Annotated in this window: 19 protein-coding genes; 13 read left to right on the top strand and 6 right to left on the bottom strand. The window is 71.4% G+C overall.

The annotated features are described in order from the left end of the window. Positions 1–40 precede the first annotated feature (40 nt). Together ACBJ59_RS37285 and ACBJ59_RS37290 are read left to right on the top strand one after the other, a co-directional pair. On the top strand, positions 41–502 hold the full coding sequence (locus tag ACBJ59_RS37285; protein ID WP_375114892.1) for a hypothetical protein: 462 nt from the start codon (positions 41–43) through the stop codon (positions 500–502). Then, on the top strand, positions 499–861 hold the full coding sequence (locus ACBJ59_RS37290) for a hypothetical protein (RefSeq protein ID WP_375114893.1): 363 nt from the start codon (positions 499–501) through the stop codon (positions 859–861). Before ACBJ59_RS37285 ends, ACBJ59_RS37290 begins: the two co-directional genes overlap by 4 nt. Here the strand turns inward: ACBJ59_RS37290 and ACBJ59_RS37295 are convergent. Genes ACBJ59_RS37295 through ACBJ59_RS37310 form a run of 4 tightly spaced genes read right to left on the bottom strand, consistent with a single transcriptional unit; the run spans position 858 to position 6,479 of the window. Continuing rightward, entirely contained in the window at positions 858–2,558 is a 1,701-nt protein-coding gene (locus ACBJ59_RS37295) for a glycosyltransferase (protein WP_375114894.1), read from the bottom strand. The genes ACBJ59_RS37290 and ACBJ59_RS37295 overlap by 4 nt on opposite strands. Beyond that, complete coding sequence (locus tag ACBJ59_RS37300; protein WP_375114895.1) at positions 2,555–4,522, bottom strand: glycosyltransferase; 1,968 nt, start codon at positions 4,520–4,522, stop codon at positions 2,555–2,557. The genes ACBJ59_RS37295 and ACBJ59_RS37300 overlap by 4 nt, the downstream gene beginning before the upstream one ends. Further along, positions 4,519–6,021 (bottom strand): glycosyltransferase, encoded by a 1,503-nt coding sequence (locus ACBJ59_RS37305; protein WP_375114896.1) that lies wholly within the window; start codon positions 6,019–6,021, stop codon positions 4,519–4,521. The genes ACBJ59_RS37300 and ACBJ59_RS37305 overlap by 4 nt, the downstream gene beginning before the upstream one ends. Then, entirely contained in the window at positions 6,018–6,479 is a 462-nt protein-coding gene (locus ACBJ59_RS37310) for a hypothetical protein (RefSeq protein WP_364114361.1), read from the bottom strand. Before ACBJ59_RS37310 ends, ACBJ59_RS37305 begins: the two co-directional genes overlap by 4 nt. 226 nt (positions 6,480–6,705) lie before the next feature. On the opposite strand from ACBJ59_RS37310, the gene ACBJ59_RS37315 reads away from it, so the two are divergent. Both ACBJ59_RS37315 and ACBJ59_RS37320 read left to right on the top strand, forming a co-directional pair. After that, entirely contained in the window at positions 6,706–7,779 is a 1,074-nt protein-coding gene (locus ACBJ59_RS37315) for a family 2 glycosyl transferase (protein WP_375114897.1), read from the top strand. After that, on the top strand, positions 7,776–9,464 hold the full coding sequence (locus tag ACBJ59_RS37320; protein WP_375114898.1) for a glycosyltransferase: 1,689 nt from the start codon (positions 7,776–7,778) through the stop codon (positions 9,462–9,464). Before ACBJ59_RS37315 ends, ACBJ59_RS37320 begins: the two co-directional genes overlap by 4 nt. A 73-nt stretch (positions 9,465–9,537) precedes the next feature. On the opposite strand, the gene ACBJ59_RS37325 is transcribed toward ACBJ59_RS37320, so the two are convergent. Next, complete coding sequence (locus ACBJ59_RS37325) at positions 9,538–10,938, bottom strand: glycosyltransferase (RefSeq protein WP_375114899.1); 1,401 nt, start codon at positions 10,936–10,938, stop codon at positions 9,538–9,540. Between the two features lie 242 nt (positions 10,939–11,180). Between ACBJ59_RS37325 and thrC the strand changes: the two genes are divergently transcribed. The 5 genes from thrC to ACBJ59_RS37350 all read left to right on the top strand — a co-directional run bounded on the left by thrC (position 11,181) and on the right by ACBJ59_RS37350 (position 17,935). Further along, the gene (thrC, locus tag ACBJ59_RS37330; RefSeq protein WP_375114900.1) at positions 11,181–12,239 is read left to right on the top strand and encodes a threonine synthase; all 1,059 of its coding nucleotides are present in this window, start codon (positions 11,181–11,183) and stop codon (positions 12,237–12,239) included. A 28-nt stretch (positions 12,240–12,267) separates the two neighbouring features. Continuing rightward, complete coding sequence (thrB, locus tag ACBJ59_RS37335) at positions 12,268–13,173, top strand: homoserine kinase (protein ID WP_375114901.1); 906 nt, start codon at positions 12,268–12,270, stop codon at positions 13,171–13,173. Positions 13,174–13,629: 456 nt separating this feature from the next. Then, positions 13,630–15,798, top strand: a complete 2,169-nt coding sequence (rho, locus tag ACBJ59_RS37340) for a transcription termination factor Rho (RefSeq protein ID WP_375114902.1) — start codon at positions 13,630–13,632, stop codon at positions 15,796–15,798. A gap of 152 nt (positions 15,799–15,950) precedes the next feature. Beyond that, positions 15,951–17,216 (top strand): sensor histidine kinase, encoded by a 1,266-nt coding sequence (locus ACBJ59_RS37345; protein ID WP_375114903.1) that lies wholly within the window; start codon positions 15,951–15,953, stop codon positions 17,214–17,216. A gap of 83 nt (positions 17,217–17,299) precedes the next feature. Beyond that, positions 17,300–17,935 (top strand): response regulator transcription factor, encoded by a 636-nt coding sequence (locus ACBJ59_RS37350; RefSeq protein ID WP_364114377.1) that lies wholly within the window; start codon positions 17,300–17,302, stop codon positions 17,933–17,935. 6 nt (positions 17,936–17,941) lie between these two features. On the opposite strand, the gene ACBJ59_RS37355 is transcribed toward ACBJ59_RS37350, so the two are convergent. Next, the gene (locus tag ACBJ59_RS37355; protein ID WP_375114904.1) at positions 17,942–18,979 is read right to left on the bottom strand and encodes a hypothetical protein; all 1,038 of its coding nucleotides are present in this window, start codon (positions 18,977–18,979) and stop codon (positions 17,942–17,944) included. A gap of 208 nt (positions 18,980–19,187) precedes the next feature. Here ACBJ59_RS37355 and rpmE point away from each other — a divergent pair, with 208 nt between their 5' ends. The 4 genes from rpmE to ACBJ59_RS37375 all read left to right on the top strand — a co-directional run bounded on the left by rpmE (position 19,188) and on the right by ACBJ59_RS37375 (position 22,167). After that, positions 19,188–19,406: a 50S ribosomal protein L31 gene (gene rpmE, locus ACBJ59_RS37360; protein WP_106248153.1), complete on the top strand. Its 219-nt coding sequence runs from the start codon at positions 19,188–19,190 to the stop codon at positions 19,404–19,406. An 86-nt stretch (positions 19,407–19,492) separates the two neighbouring features. Further along, positions 19,493–20,545: a peptide chain release factor 1 gene (gene prfA / locus ACBJ59_RS37365; RefSeq protein ID WP_364114381.1), complete on the top strand. Its 1,053-nt coding sequence runs from the start codon at positions 19,493–19,495 to the stop codon at positions 20,543–20,545. Next, entirely contained in the window at positions 20,542–21,396 is an 855-nt protein-coding gene (gene prmC / locus ACBJ59_RS37370) for a peptide chain release factor N(5)-glutamine methyltransferase (protein WP_375114905.1), read from the top strand. Before prfA ends, prmC begins: the two co-directional genes overlap by 4 nt. A 123-nt stretch (positions 21,397–21,519) precedes the next feature. Then, the gene (locus ACBJ59_RS37375) at positions 21,520–22,167 is read left to right on the top strand and encodes an L-threonylcarbamoyladenylate synthase (protein WP_364114385.1); all 648 of its coding nucleotides are present in this window, start codon (positions 21,520–21,522) and stop codon (positions 22,165–22,167) included. Positions 22,168–22,232: the final 65 nt, after the last annotated feature.

Here is a 22,232-nt window from a genome sequence, read left to right on the forward strand (position 1 = left end):
CGATTGACTTCGGAATTAGTTCCGAAGTAGCGTTTGCCGCGTGACTACGCCGACGGTTCCCTTCAGCGATCTCTCCAAGCATTCCAAAGAAGTCGCCGAGACCGTCTCACGCGTGCATCGGGTGCACATCAGGCGGCGTGACGGCGAGGACCTCTACCTCACGACCGCCCAGCACGACCGGGAGAGGGAAGAGACTGCGAGCGTCGTGGCTCACTTGCTCGCGGCGCTCGTCATGAGCGACGAAGGAGCCCGTGCGGTGGAGCGCGCGCTCCCCGCCGTGTTCTCGTGGACCCGGCACCTCTCGGCCGGGGAACGACGGGAGTTCGTCCAGGATCTCGTGGACGCCACGAAGGATGCCGTGGATCTGGACGTCCATGCCACCCTGCACAGGGTCGTCGCGGAATGGCGGGCCACCGCCCGCATCCTGGCCGATCCCGCGCTGACCGCCCGGCTCACCCGGCCGCTGCCGGACGAGGACCACGGCGAGGTGCTCGCGCCGTGAGCCCGAAGCGAGGTGACGATGTGGCGCCTCCTTCGATCGGTGACGAATGGCGTCTCCGATTCGCCACGAACGAGGCGGCCAAAGGCTGGGCGGCGCTGTGCGCGGAGGCCTCCGGAAACACCCGCCGCTGTTTCGAGGCTCTGCGGAGCGACCCCCTCGCCACGGACAATCCGGACCGGCAACATCGGCTCCGCGGCCGGCTGGCCGTGGCGAATCTCGGCGGACGCGACCTTCCGCAATGGGAGTGCGAGGTGACCTCCGGCGGGCGAGTGAGGTATCTGGTCGATGCTCAACGGCGAACCGTGCATCTCGTCCATGCCTCCACCCGGCACCCGAAGGACACCGACGTATCGGGCTAATTGTCGGGGAAGGCCAGGTTGCGGACGCGGCGGACGGCTCGTCTGAGCACCGTGCGGTTCTGCTCCCTGGCCAGCCGGACCGCCTCCCGGCGCCAGGCCTCGGCCTTCTCGCGCCACCGTGCCGCGTCCCGGCCGTTCTTGCCCGCCTCCCGGCGCAGCTGCGCGAGCTCGGCCCTGAGCGCGGCCGTGCGCTTGCGGTAGAGGGCGATCTCCTTCTGGTGCGCGGCGGTGAGCTGGGCCAGCTCCGACGGGGGCCGCTTGCGCGGCGGGTACAGGGCCGGGCGGCGCCTGACGCCCCACGTCTCCCTGTCCACCCATTCCACCCCGAACAAGGCGTCGATGACGTCGTCCGGGTGGTCGCCGGGCCCGGAGACCAGCGCGGCCCGGGAGAGGGCCGCCGTGCGGTCCAGGCGGGCCGCGGTCACGCCGGCTTCGGCCGTCTCCTCCAGGGCGACGCAGAGCGTGCCCAGGTCGTGCTCCTCCATGTGCTCCACCAGCCGCTCCACCGTGTCCTTCGCCACGACCCAGCCGGGCGGGACCGACAGGCGGAACGGGGCGGTGCCGGGGAGGGGGCCAGGGAGGGGGCCGGGAGATGTGCGGAGGTGGACGCGGGGGTCGTGGTCGAAGGAGGCGTGGATGAGGCGCAGGTCCAGGAGGGGGTCGGCGAGCGGGGAGCGGCGGCCGGCGGTCAGCGAGTCCCACGGGCCGATGACGGTGACCCGGACGTCCGGGAGCGAGCCGGCCAGCAGGGAGTCCACCGTCGCCCGCACGTCCTCGTACGAGCCCGCGGGCACCGTCACGTCCACGTACGGCACCAGCCACTGCCGCCCCGGGTCCGTACGCAGGTAGCGCCGGTACGGCACCCGGTCGGCCACGTACGGATCGTTGTACCGCTTCAGCGCCTGGAAGTCGCGCATCGCCGTGGGCAGCCCGACGTGCCACGCCCTGGACTCCGGGTCGGGGACGTACACCGCGCCGGCCTGCGTGAGCCGATACCCCAGCTCGGTGTCCTCGGCCAGCACCAGGGACGTGTCCATGCCGCCGATCGAGCGCAGCAGCGCCGCCGGGTACGACACCGTGGCCCCCACGTGGATCCGCGTGGCCAGCGAGCTCGGGGCGGTGCGCAGGCCGTCGTGGTCGTGGATGATCTGCTCGGCCCAGTCGTGGCGGTGCGGTGAGAGGGGGAAGAGCTCGCCCTCGGCGCCCGACTCCAGCGCCCGCACGACCCGCTCCTGCGTGGGGAGGGGCCCGTCGGCCGCGGTGAAGTCGATCCAGCCGAGCGCCACCACGTACGGGGCCAGGTGGTGCCACCGTAGCTGGGCCTCGACGTGCTGCCGGTGCGGCACCATGTCGGCGTCCAGCACGAAGACGACCTCGCCGGTCGCCGCGTCGAGTCCCGCCTGCACCGCCCAGGCGCGCCCCCATCCGCCCGGCGGGCTGGAGATCAGCTTCGTCCGGGCGGGGACGATCTCGGGCAGGCGCAGCGGCGTGGTGCTGCCGTCGTCCACGACGATGACGTCGAGGAGGTGCTCCGGATAGCTCTGCGCCGACAGCGCCGCCAGCGTCAGGTCCAGGGTCTCCTGGCGGTCGTGGGCGGGGATGACGACGGTGACCGTGAGCGTGGGCTCCCAGCCGCCGAGGGCGGGCGGGATGAGGATGCCGTAGTCCTGGCGGCGGATGCGTGGCACGCCGGTCATGCTCGCCGGCTCCCGTCCAGGGCCATCAGGGCGTTCGGCCGGAAGCCGCGCCACTGCCGCCTGTTGCGCTGCAGGAACGTCCCGATCGGCTCCTGCCAGGTGTGGTTGGCCGCCGGACCCCTGCGCAAGATGTAACCCAGCCCGTGCGTACGGTAGATCTGCCCGCCCGCCGCCTGCAGCGCCTCCTGGAACTGCGTGTCGACCGAGCGCCGCAGCGGCCGGAACCCGCCCACCGCCTGGAACGCCGAGCGCTCGACCAGGATCGTCCCGCCGGCCACGAAGCTGGTGATCTGCTCGGTGACCTGGCTGCGGTGCACGGTGACGTCGATGGAGGACAGGTAGACGAACTCCGGCACCGTGCCGACCACCTGGGCCCCCGAGTACGAATGCGCCAGCAGCAGATCGGCCAGGAAGTCGGGCCCGTACCAGTCGTCGTCGTCCATCTTCAGCAGGAACGACCCCGAGGCCTTGGCGGCGGCGAGGTTCAGCACCTCGCCGAAGACGTCCTGGCGGTCGGCCTCGAACACGGTCAGCGGCCCGTCGTAGGCGGCGATCGCCGCCGCCACGTCCGGATGCCCCTTCGGCACGCCGTGCAGGGCGAGGATGACCTCAAGACGGGCATCGCGCTGCCGGGCGACCTGCTCCAGGGCGAACGACACCATGTCGGTGCGCCGGGTGGCCAGCAGCACCGAGGTGAGCGGGGGAGCGGGGGCCGGGGCGCCGAGCTGTTCCCAGCGGGCCGCCACCCCATGGGTGCGCAGGGCCGCGCGGCGCAGGCGGATGCTGTGCTCCTCGCGCCGGAGCTCGTCGGAGAGGTCGGGGGTGAGCGTGAGCAGCTTGACCAGGTCCTCCCCGAGCGCGCCCGCCCATCGCGGCACCTCCTCGGCCACCAGCGGAACCCCGGCGGCGGCCAGCCCGGTCAGCACCCGTACGGCCGCCAGCGGGCCGCTGTGCGCGTGCCGCCAGTCCACCTCGACGCCGCGGATCTGCCGCAGCCTGGCCACGTCCGCGTCGGTGACCCCGCCCGACTCGGCGAACGACGTCACGACCTTCCCCTCCAGCAGCACCGACCAGCGGCCGTCACGCTCGGCCAGGGAGGCCATGCCCCGGGAGGGCGTGGTCACGAAGCCCTGAGGGTTCACCAGCCGCTCGTCCACGGGCGGGATCATGGAGGGTTCACCGAGCACGTCGGGATCGGCCAGCGGCGAGCCGGCCATCCCGGGCCGCCCGAGGCGTTCCCAGCTCGCGGCCTGCAGCGTCGGCCGCTCGATGGGCGTCTCGTCGCCGGCCCACTCGACGTCGCCGTCGGCCGGCTCGCCGCCGGTGAGCTCCCCGGCGTCCGGCGGGACGGGCAGAGCGTCAGGGGAGGACGCGAGGGTACGCAGCACCATGTCGCTGCCCGGCGCGCCCACCCGCTCGGGAACGGGCCCGCCCACCTCAGAGGGCGTCGCGTTCGGGTCTCCCGGCCGCCAGTCGGCCGCCCCCACGCCCGCGATCGCCGCGGCCGGGGCCGCGATGACGTCCAGGCGGTGCCCGGCGAACGCCCGGGCCGTGGCGGTCACCGTACGCCCGGCGGGCGTTTCCGCGGAGAAGCGCGCGTCCACCACCCAGACCCGGTTCTTCGGCCGGTACACCCGCAGATCCGTCAGCGACCGCCACCGGTGCGCCGGGGTGGGCGTGGGCACGGGCGCCGGGTGCGAGGGCGGCGTGTCGAGCACGGCCACCACCACCCGCTCGGCCTGCGGCAGCAGCTTGTGCAGCGTGGCGATCCTGCGCAGGTCGGCGGGGGTCTTGGCGAGGACGAGGACCTCGCGGGAGCGCTCGGGCTCGGCCGGCGGCTCCAGCAGGTCGCGATCCAGGTCCACCACGTCGGCCCGGTCGCCGGAGTACAGGGGCGCGACGTCGTCGATCCCGGCGAAGAACACGCGCGCCGCGGGCAGCTCCGCCAGCAACCGGCTGATCACCCGGTGCTCCGCAGATGGCGGATGATCGAGCTCAGGGCGCCGCCGCGGTCCTGGTCGTCCGGCTGCTCGGAGGCGGCCGTGAGCCGTTCGACCTCGGCCGTCAGCTGTTCCACCCGGGCCCGCAGCTCCTTGACCTCGCCCAGCCGCTGCCCGGCCAGCGCCCGCCACTTCGCGGGCTCGCCGGCCAGCGGCTCGGCCTCCTCCGCCACCGCGAACTCGTACTCGGCGCCGCTCACCCACTCCGACCCGAACAGCTCGTCCACCAGGTCGTCTGCGCTCCCGGGGAACAGCGCGGCGCGGGCGAAGGCGGCCGTGCGCTCCAGGCGGGCGGTCTCGACACCGCCCGGGCCCTCGGCGAGCGCCACGGAGACCAGGCCGAGCAGGTCCTTGTCGGCGTGCCGGACGAGCCGGGCGAGCGTGTCGGCGCCCAGCACCCATCCGGCGGGCACGGTCAGCAGGAAGGGGGCGGGCGCGGCGGAGACGGGTACGCTCTCCGCGAACTCGACCCGGGGCTCGTGAACGTAGTGATTGTGCAGGAGTCGCAGCTCCAGCATGGGATCGTCGAGGTTGGCGCGGCGCTCGCCGGTCAGCTTGCCCCAGGGGCCCACGAGCGTGACGGCCGCGTCGGTGAGCGTGCCCGCGAGTGCGGAGTCCACGGTCGCGCGCGTCTCCTCGTACGCGGTGGCGGCCACCGCGACCCGGACGTACGGGACGAGCCAGGTGCGGCGGGGATGCCGGCGCAGCCAGCGCAGATCCGGGATCAGGTCACCGAGGTAGGACCAGTTGTGCCGGTGCACCTCCTTCTCCCGCAGCATCACGGTGGAGGGCCCGACGTGCCACGCCCTGGCCTCCGCGTCGGGGATGAACACCGCCCCCGCCTGGGCCAGCCGGTATCCGAGCTCGGTGTCCTCGGCCATGTTGAGCGAGGTGTCCACGCCTCCGGCCGCGCGCAGCAGGTCGGCGCGCACGGAGGAGGAGGCCCCCGTGTGCTGCAGGTACGCGCTCGTTCCCGCGTCCTTGAGCCTCCTGGTGGACTCCAGGGTCTGCCTCGTGTACTCCGACTGGACGCCCTCCTCACCCGGCGCGTCCACGAACCGGGTGTCGCCGATCACCACCGCGTGGTCGATCAGGTGGTGCCAGCGCATGTGCGCCTCGAGGTGGTCGTCGGCCAGGATCATGTCGGAGTCGAGCCAGTGGATCACGTCGCCGGTGGCCGCGAGCTGGCCGGTCTGGCGGGCCGCGCCGCGCCCCCATCCGTCGGTCACCCGTACGACCCGCGCCCCCGCGAGCTCGATCGGCGGCTCGCTGCCGTCGTCGGCGACGATCACCTCGACCAGCTCGGCCGGGTACGTCTGCCGGGCCAGCGCCGGGACCGTACGCCGCAGCGCGTCCGCGCAGTCGTAGGCCGGGATGACCACGGACACGCGCAGCGATGGCTGCCACGCGCCCAGCGCGGGTGGCCGCAGCACGCCGTAGTCGTTGTGCCTGACCCGCGTCATACGCGGTCCTTGGCCAGGGCGCGGACCTCCTCGCGCAGCTCCTCCACCTCGCGCGCCCGGGCCATGGCGTTCACCCGGTCCTCGCCGAGGGAGGCCAGGATGGCGCCGAGGTCGTCGGCCCGCCGCGCGGCGGACTCCTCGACGGCCTGCACCAGCACGTCCAGCCGGGTCTCGATGTTCTTGAGCACGGTGGTGGTTCGGACCAGCTCGGCCTCGTGCTTCTTGATCCGCAGATCGATCCGCTGGGTCTTCCCGTCGAGGCGGCGCACGGTGAGGAAGAGCAGGGCCAGCGCAGCCAGCGAGACCAGGAACGCCACCGCGGTCGCCGCCGCGCCGAACGTGATCAGGTCGGCGAGCACGAGGAGCGCGAGCACGCCGAGGGCCAGTGCTGCGAGGGGTGCGGCGGTCGCTGCCAGTCGGCGGGGCGAGAGCATCCGCGCATACCTTTCGTAGATCACGACGAGTAGGACATTGGAGGCGTCACGGACATCTGGGGATTATTGACAGCTTAATAAACATCGGCAACTACCGTGCCATAAGTTCCTGAAGGATCGCCGGGAATCTTGAGCCCCGCGACCTGCATCGCCGGGCCTGCCGAATCTGGCGCCCGCGCCTACCAGTCAGTAAAACGGGCGTAAGGTAGGCGCCGGTCGAGTCCCAAGCGATCGAGGAGCGCACCCACCCATGTCCGTCACCCCTTGCGGCTTCGCGCGTACGCCGGGGAAGGGGCTGGCCCGGCTGCACTGGGCCGGCGCCGGCTGGGCGGTCGACGGCCGGCCGCCGGACGTGCCCGAGCTGCGCCCGCTGCGCGGCCTGGAGGTCGAGTGGCCCGATGCCCGCGTGCCGCTCGACGGCCTGCTGGCCCTGGCCGCCGCCGGGGTGCCGATGACGGCCGACCGCGCCGCGCCCTGGGTGCCCGGCGACCTCGCCGCGCTGCTCACCGACCGCGACTGGCTCGGCCACGCCGCCGACGGCACCGCGCGTTCGGTGGCCGACCTGCGCCGCGAGGAGCACAGCGTACGGCTGCGCCGCCTGGCCCACCCCGCCGCCACTCCGCAGGTCAGCATCGTCATGGCCAGCAAGCGGCCGGGCCTCGTCGGCGCGGCCCTGGCCCAGATGGAGCGCCAGCGGGACGTCGCGGCCGAGGTGTTACTGGGGCTGCACGGGGTGGCCTTCGAGCAGGTACGCGCGGCGGTCGAGTCCTGCTCGCTGCCCGTGAGGTGGGTCGAGGCGCCCGCGTCGGTGCCGTTCGGCGAGGTGCTCAACCGGGCCGCGGCGCCGGCGAGCGGCGACTGCCTGGTGAAGTGGGACGACGACGACTGGTACGGCCCGCGCCACCTGGCCGACCTGTTCATGGCCCTGTCGTACGCCGGGGCCGACGTGGTGGGCACGACCGCCGAGTTCTTCTACCTGGAGCCGCTGAAGGCGACGATCAGGCGGACGACGTTCGCGAGCGGGGCGAGCTATCCGAGCGAGGTCTGGGCCGATCACGTGGCCGGCGGAACGATCATGATTCCCCTGGCGAAATTTCGTGAAATAGGCGGATTTCCTGAGTTGCCGCGGGCAGTCGATCTCGAATTCCTGAAAGCGGCGAAAAAGGCGGAGGCCCGCATCTACCGGACCCACGGACTCGGCTACGTCCTGCGCAGAGGGCTCAGCGGCGACCACACCTGGCAGCTGCCCCTGGCCCACTTCGTCAAGGTGGCCGCCAACCAGTGGCGCGGCTTCCGCCCGAGCCTGCTCATGGAAGCCGCATGACCACAGGCGGCGGCCACCCGAGGGTGCGCGGCAACGACTACCGGCCGCTCGCACCCGGGGAGCGCTTCACCCCGCGGTTGACGGTCAGCGTCGTGATCCCCGCCTACGGGGGCCAGGACAAGCTCGACCTGGTGCTCGCCGCGCTGGCCAGGCAGACGTACCCGGCCGAGCTGGTCGAGGTGATCGTCGTCGACAACGGCACCGAACCCCCGCTGCGCCTGCCCGCCACCCGCCCGGCCGCCACCCGGCTGATCGTCTGCCCCGTGCCGGGCCGCGCCGCCGCCCGCAACGCCGGCCTGGCCGAGGCCACCGGCGACGTCATCCACTGGCTCGACTCCGACGTGGTCCTCACCCCCGGCGCGATCGAGGCCCACATGCGCTGGCACCACGCGGCCCCGTACCTGGTGGTCACCGGCTGGATCCGCTTCACCGGCGCCGACGTGCCCGCCGAGTTGCCCGACGACCTGGAGAAGGCGTTCGAGCCGGCCGAGCCGCACTCCTGGATCGTGGACCTGGTCGAGCGCACCGACGGGCTCACCGACAATCCCCAGCGCCCCTTCAGCCTGCACGTCGGGGGCGCGACCTCGGTCAGCGCGCGGCTCGTCGAGGCGGCCGGGCCGATGGACGACGAGCTGATCCTCGGCCAGGACACCGAGATGGGCTACCGGCTGTGGCAGGCGGGGGCGGTCTTCGTCCCCGAGCCGTCGGCCCGCGCCTACCACCTCGGGCCGACGATGCGCATGCGCGACAAGCAGCCCATCGACCGGGTGAGCCACGCGTTCGTGGCCGACCGCATCCCGGCCTACCGCTGGCTCCGCGGGCATCCCGGGCGGCGGTGGAAGGTCCCGTACGTCACGGTGGTCGTGGACGGCACGACCGGCTACGACGGTGTGCGCGCGACGGTGGACGCCCTGCTGGCCTGCACCATCCCCGACCTGGACGTGCTCCTCCTCGGCCCGTGGGACGCCCTCGACCGCGACCGCCGGGCCCCGCTCAAGGACCCGCACCTGGACCTGGCGCTGGTCCAGGGCCACTACCGGCACGACGGCCGGGTACGCCTGGCCGGAGCGGAGGACGTGGACCCGGCCGTGCCGTTCGTGCTGCGCCTGCCGGCCGGCTGGATCCCCGGCGAGGACAGCCTGGCCCGCCTGCTCGACCTGGCCCGCGACGAGGGGCTGGGCCTGGTCAACGTGCTGCTCGACGAGTCGTCGGAGGGCGTGGTCGCGGCCCGCCTGGAACGCGCGTCCGCCTTCGCCAGGGCGCGCGTCGTGGTGGACCCGGACGAGGACCCGGGCGAGGACCCGGGCGAGGACCCGGGCGAGGACCTGGACGACGTGGTGGACGCGGTGTCGGGCGTGTCGTGGGTGGAGGCCGAGACCTACGACTTCACCGCGTTCTCCGGCGGCCCGGTGGCACCGGCGCTGGGACGGCGCGGCGCGTACCGGGCCCGGGTGGAGGCGCAGGCCGAGGCGGCCAGGCTGGCCAAGGAGGCCGAGCGGCTGCGCGCGCAGGTGGCCAAGTGGCGCGAGGAGGCGGGTCGCTGGCGCAAGTCGACCGTGGAGCTGCGCCGCGAGGTCGGCACCCTCCGCCGCCAGCTCGCCGCCGCCGGCCGCGCCCAGCAAAGCCTGCGCACCCTGATGTCCACCACCATGAAGCGCGCCCTCCGCAAGCGCCTGCGCGACTGACGGCGCCTCCCGCCCCGCCCGCCCGGCAGGCGGCGCGGCCGTTTCAATTAAGGCGCCGTCAATTAAGGCGCCGTCAGTTGGGGCGCAGGGCCGACTTCAGGCGTCGGAGCAGCGTCTTCTCGGGCGTCTCCACCGAGGCGTCCGCCGGCACCACGGCGGGAGCCGGGATGGTGACCGGCTCGGGTTGCGCGGGCGCGGGCCAGAAGCGGTCCGGCGGCTCGTGTCGTACCCCGTGCGTGGCGTCGATGACGTCGTCCAGGTCGTCGCCCGCGTCGGCGAGCAGGGCGGCGCGGCCCAGGGCCGAGGTGCGTTCGAGGCGGGCCGTGCGCCCGTCCGGCAGGTCCACGACCAGGACGCCCGCGAGATCCTTCTGCACCGACTCGATCATCCGCTCCAGCGTCGCCCGGTGCAGCGGCACGTCCACCGGCCCCCGGTAACGGAACGGCGTGGGCGCGGGCGTCGGCGCGGCCTCGTCGATGAGGCGGATGCGTTCGTCGTGCGCGAACAGGTCACGCATGAGACGCAGCTCGAAACACGGGTCCGACAGACCGAAACGGCGCGAGGAGTCCAGCAGCGACCACGGCCCCACCAGCGTCACCACGACGTCCTGCAGCTTGCCGTCCAGCGCCGCCGCCACCGCCTGCCGCACCACCGACTCGGAGGTGTCCGTGACGTCGAGCACCACCTCCACGTACGGCACCAGCCACCGCCGCCCCCGGTCCTTGCGCAGGTCCCGGCGCAGCGGGATCCGGTGCGCCAGGTACGGCTCCACGGCCCGCACGGCCCGCTCCCGGTCACGGTGCTGGGCCGGCAGCCCCAGGTGCACGGCCTGGGCAGCCAGGTCGGGGACGAACACGACCCCGTACATGGCCAGCCGGTAGGAGAACTCGGTGTCCTCGCCCCGCGCCACGTTCGGGTCGAGCCCGCCCACGGCGTGGAAGACCTCCCGGGGAAGGGCGAAGGTCGGGCCGGTGCACACGTGGTACGGATTGCGGCTCTTGCGCAGCCCGTCGGTCTTGGCGATCGTCGCCTCGGTCGAGCTCGACACGGCCGCTTCCAGGTCGAACAGCTCTCCCAGGTGTTCGGCCCGGTAGACCTGCTCGGCGGTGACCGGCGGCGCGTCGACGAACTTCTTCATCCCGATCGTGACCAGGTAGTCGGTCACGTGGTGCCAGCGCGCCAGGGCCTCGATGTGCTCCCGGCAGGCCACCATGTCGGCGTCGAGCCGCTGGATGATCTCGCCGTCGGCGGCCTTGGCGCCGGTGTTGACGGCGTTGGAGATGCCCCACCCGTCCCGTACGGGTACGAGGCGCGTGTTGACCGGCCGGATCTCCGGCAGCCTGATCGGCGGCCGGCTCCCGTCGTCGACGACCAGGACCTCCATGAGATGGTCCGGGTACGTCTGCGCGGCCAGCGCCGCCAGCGTCAGGTCGAGCTTGTCCTGCCCGCCGTGCGCGGGTATCACCACGCTCACGGAAAGTGCGGGTGACCAGGCGCCGAGCTGCGGTGCCGCTACTGGTGAAAAGTCGTTCTGCCTCAAAGCAGGACGCGCGTTCATGGTCGTGACCCCCCTTCCGCGACCTTATCGGGAGATGCTGAGAATTTCCTGAATAGTGACCCTGTCCAACGGATGAGTCCGACCTGTGGACGCGGCTCCTCGCCGGCCGCCCGCACCCCGTACACTCGGTGCCCAACAGCGCAGGTAGGGGAGTCATCATGAGCAGGTCGTGGCGTGGCCTCATCGAGGAATACCGCGAGCGTCTTCCGGTAACCACGAAGACGCCTGTCATCACGCTGCTCGAAGGCGGCACGCCGCTGGTGCCCGCGCATCGCGTCTCGGCCCTGACGGGGTGCGACGTCTACCTGAAGGTCGAGGGGGCCAACCCGACGGGCAGCTTCAAGGACCGCGGGATGACCATGGCCATCAGCAAGGCGGTGGAGGAGGGGGCCAAGGCGGTCATCTGCGCCTCCACCGGCAACACCTCGGCGTCGGCCGCGGCCTACGCCGTCCGCGCGGGGCTGACCTGCGCCGTGCTGGTGCCGCGGGGGAAGATCGCCATGGGCAAGCTGGCCCAGGCGCTCGTTCACGGGGCCACGCTGCTGCAGGTCGAGGGGTCGTTCGACGACTGCCTGGAGATGACCCGCAAGCTGTCGTCCAACTATCCGATCGCGCTCGTCAACTCGGTCAACCCGTTCAGGTTGCAGGGGCAGAAGACGGCGGCCTTCGAGATCGTGGACACGCTTGGTGACGCGCCCGACATCCACTGCATCCCGGTGGGCAACGCGGGCAACATCTCGGCCTACTGGATGGGATACCAGGAATACTTCGACGACGGTGTGTCGGCGAAGCGGCCGCGCATGTTCGGCTTCCAGGCCAGCGGCGCGGCGCCCATCGTCGAGGGCGCGCCCGTCGCCCATCCGCACACGATCGCCACCGCGATCCGCATCGGCAACCCGGCCTCCTGGTCGCTGGCCACCGCGGCCCGCGACGAGTCGGGCGGGACCATCCAGGCGGTGACCGACCGGCAGATCGCGGCGGCGTACAAACTGCTGGCGCAGGAAGAGGGCGTGTTCGTGGAGCTCGCCTCGGCCGCGAGCGTCGCGGGGTTGCTGCAGGCCCACGCACAGGGCATGGTGGAGGCGGGGCAGCGCATCGTCTGTACGGTCACGGGCAATGGGCTGAAGGATCCTGACTGGGCCATCTCGGGGGCACCGGCGCCAGTGGTCATCCCCATCGACGTACACGCCGCCGCGGCGGCGCTCAACCTCGCCTGACGGGGAGTGACGAGGGAAAAGTGAACGAATGAGGACCGTTGACATTCGCGTGCCCGCGACGTCGGCGAACCTTGGGCCGGGGTTCGACGCGCTCGGGCTCGCGCTGAGCCTCCACGACGAGGTCGAGGCCACGCTCACCGGGGAGCGCGGCGTGCACGTCACGGTGGAGGGCGAGGGCGCGGGGGAGGTGGATCTCGGCGAAAGGCATCTCGTCGTCAAGGCGATGCGTGCGGCGTTCGACCGCATCGGAGTGCCTCAGCCGGAGGGCATACGCCTGCGCTGCCGCAACAGGATCCCGCACGCGCGTGGTCTCGGATCGTCGGCGGCGGCTGTGTGCGCGGGCATTCTCGCCGCGCGCGCTTTGGCCGAGAGCGAACTCGCCGACGACGACGTGCTCGCCCTGGCCACCGAGATGGAAGGCCATCCCGACAACGTCGCCCCCTGCCTGGCAGGCGGGCTGACCGTGGCGTGGTCCGACCACACCGGTGCGCCACATATGGTGAAACTGGCTCCCGACCAGCGCATCCGTCCAGTCGTCGTCATCCCATCGACGCGGCTGTCCACGGAGGCCGCACGGGGGCTCTTGCCGAAGGACGTGCCCCACAAGGACGCCTCCTTCAACGCCGGCCGGGCCGCGTTGCTGATCGCCGCGCTGACCCAGCGACCTGAGCGAGGGCTTCTGCTCGCCGCCACCGAAGATCGGCTCCATCAGCATTACCGCGCGCCTGCCATGAGGGAGAGCGCGAGTCTGGTAGAACGTCTCCGTGCAGTGGGCGTGCCCGCGGTCGTTTCGGGAGCGGGTCCCACGGTTCTTGCGTTTTCGACATCGGATACGCAGGATTTGATCGCGCCAGAAGTGGGTAATGACTGGCACATCCAGCTAATGGACGTCGACCCGGTTGGTGCGAACGTTCAGTTCCCCGAGACACGCTGATGCCTCTTTAGACCTTCAGGGAATAGCCGTGTGCGCTGGTGATGTTAGGCTGATAGCCGCACCAGATGCCCCCTTGGTGGGTGCGTGCTTGTCAGCCATACATCGCTGCATCATGCTTCACGTCGCGAGGCGTGGGCAGCGCGGCTGTCTCCCCGGAATCCGTTGCCTCCGGTTGGCCCACACCCGGTTGGCTCAACGCGAGGTGGCGACGACGGGGACCTGCGCGTTCGAATCATCTCGACATCTGGTTGGCGACAGCAATCTGGGGGGTGTCAGCCACGCGCCAAGGGCCATCGGCGGCGTGACGAACCCCTCCCCAAGAGTGGCGGCCGTCTCCAGCGACAGCCGAAGATCGCAAAGTGCACCCCGACCCGGTCTGTCCCGCCGGATCGCAAGCACCTCCGGGACGCCCGGAAGAACAAAACCGGCGCCCGACCCCTGGGAAGGACCTTTTAGTTGAGCGACACCACCGAACTCCTCTCCGACGCATCAGGCGCTGAGCCGGCGTCCGGCGACACCCCCACCCGCGCCGCGGCCAAGCCGCGTGCGCGTCGCTCCGGCACCGGCCTCTCCGCCAAGGTGCTGCCCGAGCTGCAGAAGATGGCCGCTGAGCTGGGCATCAGCGGGACCGGGCGCATGCGGAAGAGCCAGCTCATCGCGGCCATCCAGGAGAAGCAGGGTGGCGGTTCCGGAGACGGCGCAGCAGCTGCCGCACCCGTGGCGGAGGCGCCCGCCCCGGCCACGACGGAGGCGGCCCCCGCAGCCGAGCGGCCCACCCGTGTACGCAGGGAACGTTCCCGCGCCAAGACCACCGAGGAGCCCGCCCCGCAGCCCGTCGCGGCACAGCCCGCCGAGCCCGTGGCCGCAGCGCCCGAGTCGGTCGTGGCCGCCGCGGAGCCGGTCGTGGAGCAGCAGGCCCAGCTGGTCGAGGCCGGGCAGGGCGAATCCCGCTCCGACCGCGGTGAGAGCCGGCGCGAGCGCCGCAGCCGCGGCGAGCGCCGCGAGCGTGGCGACCGCGGTGACCGTACCGGCGACCGCTCCGGCGACCGCGGTGAGGGCGGCCGCGCCGAGAGCAGCCGTGACGGCGGGCGCGACAGCGGCCGTGACAGTGGCCGTGACGGCGGGCGCGACAGCGGCCGTGACAGTGGCCGTGACGGCGGGCGCGACAGCGGCCGTGACAGTGGCCGTGACGCCGGTCGCGACAGTGGCCGTGACGGCGGCCGCGACGGCGGTCGTGACGGCAGCCGTGATGGCGGCCGTGACAGTGGCCGCGACGGCGGTCGTGACGGTGGCCGCGGTGAGCAGCGCGATCGCGCCGCCGACCTCGGCAGCCGTGGTGACCAGCGGGGTGACCAGCGGGGTGACCAGCGGGGCGGCGTCGACGACGACGACCGCGGCGGGCGCAGCCGCAGGGGCCGCTTCAGGGAGCGCAACCGTGGCCGCGGCCGCGAGCGCTTCGAGAGCGGCGAGCCCGTCATCGGCGACGACGACGTGCTCATCCCGATCGCCGGCATCCTCGACATCCTCGACAACTACGCGTTCGTCAGGACCAGCGGTTACCTGCCGGGCAGCAACGACGTCTACGTCTCGCTGGCCCAGATCCGCCGCAACGGCCTGCGCAAGGGCGACGTCATCACCGGCGCCGTCCGGCAGCCGCGCGACGGCGAGCGGCGCGAGAAGTTCAACGCCCTGGTCCGCCTCGACACCGTCAACGGCATGGACCCGGAGCAGGCCCGCAACCGGCCCGACTTCAACAAGCTGACGCCGCTCTACCCGCAGGAGCGTCTGCGCCTCGAGACCGAGCACAACATCCTCACCACGCGGATCATCGACCTCGTGTCGCCGATCGGCAAGGGCCAGCGTGGCCTCATCGTCTCGCCGCCCAAGGCCGGTAAGACGATGGTGCTGCAGGCGATCGCCAACGCGATCACCCACAACAACCCCGAGTGCCACCTGATGGTCGTGCTCGTGGACGAGCGGCCGGAAGAGGTCACCGACATGCAGCGGTCGGTGAAGGGCGAGGTCATCCACTCGACCTTCGACCGTCCCGCCGAAGACCACACCACGGTCGCCGAGCTCGCCATCGAGCGGGCGAAGCGCCTCGTGGAGCTGGGTCACGACGTCGTCGTGCTGCTCGACTCGATCACCCGCCTCGGCCGCGCCTACAACCTGGCGGCCCCGGCCTCCGGCCGCATCCTGTCGGGTGGTGTCGACTCCACGGCGCTCTACCCGCCGAAGCGGTTCTTCGGCGCCGCCCGCAACATCGAGAACGGCGGCTCGCTGACGATCCTCGCCACGGCCCTGGTCGAGACCGGGTCCAAGATGGACGAGGTCATCTTCGAGGAGTTCAAGGGCACCGGCAACATGGAGCTCAAGCTCAACCGCTCCCTGGCCGACAAGCGGATCTTCCCCGCGGTGGACGTCGACGCGTCCGGCACGCGTAAGGAAGAGATCCTCATGGCCAAGGAAGAGCTCCAGATCGTCTGGAAGCTGCGGCGCGTCCTGCACGCGCTCGACATGCAGCAGGCGCTCGAGCTGCTCCTGGAGAAGATGAAGGAGACCAAGTCGAACGCGGAGTTCCTCATGCAGGTCCAGAAGACCACGGTGAGCAACGACCGCGACTAGCGGCTCCCTTAGGAAGGGGCGGCGGGGTTCTCCCCGCCGCCCCTTTCGCATGGCTGGGGCTCCCGGGTGGGTACGGGCGGGGGTTATCCCCACCCCGGCGACGGCCGCCTTCCGTATTCACTGCGCCGCCTCGCGCGGGCAGTCTTGAGGGCATGCGATCAGTGGCGTTGAAGGACCGCGTACCGCTCGGGCCCAAGGGCCCGCTGGGTGTTCTGGTGGATCCGATGACCTGGCGGGCGGCCCCGTACCTGCTGGTCACCGGGTTTCTCGGGTTCGGCTGGTTCTTCGTGCTGGGCGTCGCGGTGCCGGTCTCGCTCACCCTGTCGGTGATCTGGGTGGGCGTGCCGCTCATGATGGCCACCGTGCTGATGTGGCGCGGCGGGGCGATGCTGGAGCGGCGGCTGATGTACGCGGCGTTCGGGCTGAAGATCGCCGACCCGTACCGTCCCAGGCCGGAACGCGGGCTCGGCGCGCACCTGCGCTGGCTCCTGTCCGACCCGGCCACCTGGCAGGACCTGGGTTACCTGCTGATGCTGCTCCCGCTCGGCGCGGTCGAGGTGGTCCTGTCGTTCGTGGCGTGGTTCATGTCGATCGCGCTGCTCATCCAGCCCCTGCTGATGACCATGTACGAGCTCGGGGGCGTCCACAGCGAGCTGATGATCGGCGACTGGGTGGGCTCCTGCGTGGCGGCCGTCTTCGGGGCCCTGGCGCTCGTGCTGACGGCGTACCTCGCGCGGGGCATGGCCTGGTTGCACGGCACGCTGGCGACGGTGCTGCTCGGCGGCAGCGAGGAGGAGCGGCTGCGGGCCAGCAGGGCCAGGGGGATCGACGCCGCCGAGGCCGAGCGGCGCAGGATCGAGCGCGACCTGCACGACGGAGCCCAGCAGCGGCTGCTGTCGGTGGCGGTGGACCTCGGGCGGGCGCAGGCGAAGTTCGACACCGAGCCCGAGGTGGTCAGGATGCTGATCGCCCAGGCCCACGCGGGCACGAAGGCGGCCATCGCCGAGCTGCGCAACCTGGCCAGGGGCATCCATCCGGCCATCCTCACCGACCGCGGGCTCGACGCCGCCCTGTCGGGACTGGCCGCGCGGGCGCCGATCCGGGTGGACGTGTCCGTCGAGCTGGAGGAGCGGCCGCCGCCGGCGGTGGAGAGCATCGCGTACTTCATCGTGGCCGAGACGCTGGCCAACATGGCCAAGCACTCCGGCGCCACCGAGGCGTCGGTCACGGTGATGAGGGACCATCGCGGCGTGGTGGTGGACGTGTGGGACAACGGCATCGGCGGCGCTGTCGTCACCCCCGGCGGCGGCCTGTCCGGGCTGGCCGACCGGGCGGCGACCATCGACGGCGTGCTCGTCCTGCACAGCCCCGTGGGCGGCTCCACCCTCGTACGCGCCGAACTGCCCTGCGAGTGGTGACCGACGTCTGAGTGGACGACCGGAAGCGGCTGCGCGCTGCCTGCAGTGGACAGCTGGACGCTGCCCACTGTAGTGATGTGGCCATGCGTGTCGTCATCGCCGAGGACTCCGTACTGCTGCGTGAAGGGCTCGCGCGGCTGCTCGCCGACGGCGGGATCGAGACGGTCGCGAGCGTCGCGGACGGGCCCGGGCTGGTGGCGGCGGTGGCGGAGCACGAGCCCGACCTGGCGATCGTCGACGTGCGCATGCCGCCGACCCACACCGACGAGGGGCTGAGGGCGGCGCTGCAGGTACGTTCGGCCCGGCCGGACTTCCCGATCCTGGTGCTGTCGCAGTACGTCGAGGAGCAGTACGCCGGTGACCTCATCGGCAGGGCCGTCGGTTACCTGCTGAAGGAGCGGGTGGCCGACGTGGCCGAGTTCCTGGAGACGGTGCGGCAGGTGGCGGCCGGGGGCACGGTCATCGACCCCGAGGTCGTCGTGCAGTTACTCAGCCGCCAGCGTCGCGGCGCGCCGCTGGACTCGTTGTCCCCCCGCGAGCGCGAGGTCCTCGCGCTCATGGCCGAGGGCCGCTCCAACACCGCCATCGCCGCCCGGCTGGTCGTCACGGAGGGCGCGGTGGAGAAGCACATCTCCGGCATCTTCGCCAAGCTGGCCCTCGGGCCGGCGCCCGAGGACCATCGGCGGGTGCTCGCCGTGCTGACCTACCTGGGCCGATGAGCCGCCCTACCGCACGTCCACGAACTCCTGCGGCGACAGCGCGCTGCGCGTCTTGCTCGTGCCCGGCACCTTGACCTGGAAGTAGCCGTCCTTCCTGGCCTTGAACGACTTCGTGTACTTGCCGGTCGAGGTGGCCTTGGCGAAGCCCATGAACTGGTACGACTTGGTGCCCTTGGCCTTGAAGTAGACCTCGACCTTCTTGCCCGCGTACGCCTTCGAGCCCCGGTAGACCTTGCCGTACACCTTGAACGTCTTGCCCTTGCGCACCTTGTTCACCGCGGCGATCGTCACCCGGCTCTTGGCCTTCTTCGTCGACCCGCCAGCCGCCGCCTCGACGGTGAACGCCGCCTCCGCCTTGAGCGTCTGCCCGCCCTTGTGGGCGTAGACCTCGAGCGTCCAGTCGCCGGCGGGGGTGTCGTCGGCGAAGTACGTGACGCCGCGGTAGTAGCCGTCGGACTCCTTGGCCAGGTCGCCGAGGTCGTAGTACTCGCGGCTGGTGTCGCTGACGAGCTTGGCCGACACCGTGGTGGCGTCCTTCACCGACGCCTCGACCGAGACCTTGACGTCCTTGCCCTTGACGAGCTTGACGGGGTCAGGGGTGACGTTCGCGCCGGAGATGCCCTGCTTGCCGGAGACCTTGACCACGAACGGGGTGGTGCTCGCGCCGGTGTCGCGGGTGACGACGACGTTCATCTTCCAGTCGCCGGCCGGGTCGTCCTTGGTGATCGGCCACCGGCCGGTGATGGTCTGCTCGGCGGACGTGTCGCCCGTCCTGAAGTTGAACGTCACCGTCTTGGCCGCCTGGCCGGGCGGCTCGATGGTGGCGGTGACGCTCGAGACGTTCGACGGGTTCCTGAGCGTGAGCGTGACGGTGCCCTCGACGTCGCTCTGCAGGGGGACGAAGGCGTTGGCGGAGCCGCTGCCGGTGAAGTCGTCGGCCATGACGTGGGTGTACCGGGCGGCGTGGGCGGCCGTACCGGTGCCGCCGAGGAGAACGGCGGCCCCCGTGGCGGCCGCCAGGAGCAACCGCGCGCTTCTCTTCATGTGAATCGGGTCATCCTTATCGGAAAAGTGACGGCTGGTGTGATCGGAGCCTAATGTGGCAGGAGTCGCGGCGTCACGAAGATCTGCGGGAATGCCCGATGGCCAGGGATGGTTGGACGATCTGGCACACTGGTAGCTGACCATTTTGCGGTTCCGGTTCACGCCATGCGTGAAGGCGACCCGGCGGCCGCACCCCGAAAGGACAGCGATGAAGCGCGACATCCACCCTGACTACAACGTGACGCAGGTGTCCTGCTCCTGCGGTAACACGTTCACCACTCGTAGCACCGCCAAGAACGGCGTGATCCACGCCGACGTGTGCTCTGCCTGCCACCCGTTCTACACGGGCAAGCAGAAGATCCTCGACACGGGCGGCCGGGTGGCTCGCTTCGAGAAGCGCTTTGGCAAGAAGGCCACGGGCAAGTAGCTCCACCCACGCCGGCCCGGACGCACCCCGGTGCGCCGGGTCGGCGTTGTTGGTGAAACGGCCATACTTCTGGAAAAGGACCCACGGTGAATCTCGACGAGTTGCTCAAGGAGTATTCCGAGCTGGAGCTGCAGCTCGCCGATCCCGCCGTGCACGCTGACCAGAACAAGGCACGCACGCTCGGCCGCCGCTATTCCCAGCTCACCCCGATCGTCGGCACCTATCGCGAGCTGGAGTCGGCCCGCGAGGACCTGACGGCCGCCAAGGAGCTGGGCGGCGAGGACGAGGCGTTCGCGGCCGAGGCCGTCGAGATCGAGGAGCGCATCCCCCAGCTGGAGGAGAAGCTCAGGCACCTGCTCATCCCGCGCGATCCCAACGATGACAAGGACATCATCATGGAGATCAAGGCGGGCGAGGGCGGTGAGGAGTCCGCGCTGTTCGCGGGCGACCTGCTGCGGATGTACCTGCGCTACGCCGAGCGGCTCGGCTGGAAGACCGAGGTCATCGACAGCCAGCCCTCCGACCTGGGCGGATACAAGGACGTCACGGTCGGCATCAGGGCCAAGGGCGACGAGGGCGTGTGGTCCAGGCTCAAATACGAGGGCGGCGTGCACCGCGTGCAGCGGGTGCCCGTCACCGAGTCGCAGGGCCGCATCCACACCAGCGCCGCGGGCGTGCTCGTCTACCCGGAGGCGGAGGAGGTCGAGGTCCAGATCGACCCCAACGACCTGCGCATCGACGTCTACCGCTCCAGCGGCCCCGGCGGCCAGAGCGTCAACACCACCGACTCCGCGGTCCGCATCACCCACCTGCCCACCGGCGTCGTCGTCTCGTGCCAGAACGAGAAGAGCCAGCTCCAGAACAAGGAGTCGGCCATGCGCATCCTGCGCGCCCGGCTGCTGGCCGTGGCCCAGGAGCAGGCCGACGCGGCGGCGCAGGCCGAACGCAAGTCGCAGGTCCGCACCGTCGACCGCTCCGAGCGCGTACGCACCTACAACTTCCCGGAAAACCGCATCTCCGACCACCGCGTCGGCTTCAAGGCGTATAACCTCGACCAGGTTCTCGACGGTGAGCTCAGCGCCGTCACCCAGGCACTCATCGACGCCGAGATGGCGGAGAAGCTCGCACAACACTCATGACATTTCTGCTGGACGAGATCGCGCTCGCCACCGCCCGGCTGGCCGAGGCAGGTGTTCCTTCACCGCGCACGGACGCGGAGGAGATCGCGGCGTTCGTCCACGGCGTGCGCAGGAGCGAGCTCCACACGGTCAAGGACTCCGACTTCGACGCCCTGTTCTGGGAGGGCGTCGCCCGCCGCGAGGCCCGCGAGCCGTTGCAGCACATCACCGGCCACGCCTACTTTCGCTATCTGGAGCTCGCGGTCGGGCCCGGCGTTTTCGTGCCGCGGCCGGAGACCGAGGTGATGGCCGGCTGGGCCATCGAGACGCTGCGGGAGATGGACGTCACCGCCCCGCTCGTGGTCGACCTCGGCACCGGCTCGGGCGCGATCGCGCTCTCGATCGCCCAGGAGGTGGCGCTCGCCGAGGTGCACGCCGTGGAGGTCGATCCGGAGGCGTACACCTGGGCCAAGCGCAACATCTCCGAGCTCGGCCAGGGCCGCACCCACCTGCACCCCGAAGACCTCGCCGAGGCGTTGCCCGAGCTCAACGGCAAGGTCGACCTGGTCATCTCCAACCCGCCCTACATCCCGCCCGGCGCGATCCCGCGCGACCCCGAGGTGCGCGACTACGACCCCTCGAGGGCTCTGTTCGGCTCGGGCGACGACGGGCTTGGTGAGGTGCGCGCGGTGGAGCGCACGGCCCGCCGCCTGCTGCGGCCCGGCGGCTGGGTGGCCGTGGAGCACGCCGACGAGCAGGGCAGGGCCGTCTACCTGACCTTTCCCGAGGACAACGGCTGGCGCGACGTGCGCCTGCGCCAGGACCTCACCAGAAGAGACCGCTTCGTCACGGCCAGGCTGGGCCAGGACTAGGATGCACGCGAGCGGCGCGGCCTTCTCCTGATGACGAAAGTGGGAGCGCGGCGACCGTACGAGGAGGAAGGAGGAGGCCTCAGCAGCGCCGCTCGCCGCCGAGCGGAGTGAGGCAACGAGATCGTGGGAAGAGTTTTTGACTGCTCCGACGCCGCACAGCGGGCCGAGGGCCTGACGGAGGCCGCGGCCGCCGTACGCCGCGGGGAGCTCGTCGTCCTGCCGACCGACACCGTCTACGGCATCGGCGCCGACGCCTTCATGCCGGCCGCCGTCACCGGGCTGCTCGACGCCAAGGGCCGGGGCCGCGACATGCCGCCGCCCGTCCTGGTGGGCACCGTCAGAGCCGCCACAGCGCTCGTGGACGACCTGGGGCCCTACGGGCAGGACCTGATAGACGCCTTCTGGCCCGGGCCGCTCACGCTCGTCTGCAAGGCCAACAGGGCCCTTTCCTGGGACCTGGGGGACACCAAGGGCACGGTGGCCGTACGCATGCCGCTCCACCCCGTCGCGCTCGACCTGCTCAAGGAGACCGGGCCGATGGCCGTCTCCAGCGCCAACCGCTCGGGCGCGCCCGCCGCGACCACGGCGCAGGACGCCGAGGAGCAGCTCGGCGAGTCGATCGCGGTCTACCTCGACGGCGGCAAGACCACCGACAACACGCCCTCCACCATCCTCGACCTGACCACGGCCGTGCCCCGGATGCTGCGGCGCGGGGCCATCCCGGTGGAGAAGCTGCGCGGCATCATCGGCTACGTCGCCACCGACGACTGACGTATACCGGCTGCTTATTCCGGCTGCGATCCCGCTCGGGCCAAGATTACGGTGAGGCCCGGAGC

The organism is Nonomuraea sp. MTCD27 (assembly GCF_041950495.1).
Classification (GTDB): domain Bacteria; phylum Actinomycetota; class Actinomycetes; order Streptosporangiales; family Streptosporangiaceae; genus Nonomuraea.

Excerpts from the sequence above, each read along its gene's own strand:
- thrB (WP_375114901.1), top strand. The coding sequence starts at position 12,268 with ATGAGGACCGTTGACATTCGCGTGCCCGCGACGTCGGCGAACCTTGGG.
- ACBJ59_RS37305 (WP_375114896.1), bottom strand. The coding sequence starts at position 6,021 with ATGACGCGGGTCAGGCACAACGACTACGGCGTGCTGCGGCCACCCGCG.
- thrC (WP_375114900.1), top strand. The coding sequence starts at position 11,181 with ATGAGCAGGTCGTGGCGTGGCCTCATCGAGGAATACCGCGAGCGTCTT.
- ACBJ59_RS37320 (WP_375114898.1), top strand. The coding sequence starts at position 7,776 with ATGACCACAGGCGGCGGCCACCCGAGGGTGCGCGGCAACGACTACCGG.
- rpmE (WP_106248153.1), top strand. The coding sequence starts at position 19,188 with ATGAAGCGCGACATCCACCCTGACTACAACGTGACGCAGGTGTCCTGC.
- ACBJ59_RS37315 (WP_375114897.1), top strand. The coding sequence starts at position 6,706 with ATGTCCGTCACCCCTTGCGGCTTCGCGCGTACGCCGGGGAAGGGGCTG.
- ACBJ59_RS37355 (WP_375114904.1), bottom strand. The coding sequence starts at position 18,979 with ATGAAGAGAAGCGCGCGGTTGCTCCTGGCGGCCGCCACGGGGGCCGCC.
- prmC (WP_375114905.1), top strand. The coding sequence starts at position 20,542 with ATGACATTTCTGCTGGACGAGATCGCGCTCGCCACCGCCCGGCTGGCC.
- ACBJ59_RS37350 (WP_364114377.1), top strand. The coding sequence starts at position 17,300 with ATGCGTGTCGTCATCGCCGAGGACTCCGTACTGCTGCGTGAAGGGCTC.
- ACBJ59_RS37295 (WP_375114894.1), bottom strand. The coding sequence starts at position 2,558 with ATGACCGGCGTGCCACGCATCCGCCGCCAGGACTACGGCATCCTCATC.
- ACBJ59_RS37345 (WP_375114903.1), top strand. The coding sequence starts at position 15,951 with ATGCGATCAGTGGCGTTGAAGGACCGCGTACCGCTCGGGCCCAAGGGC.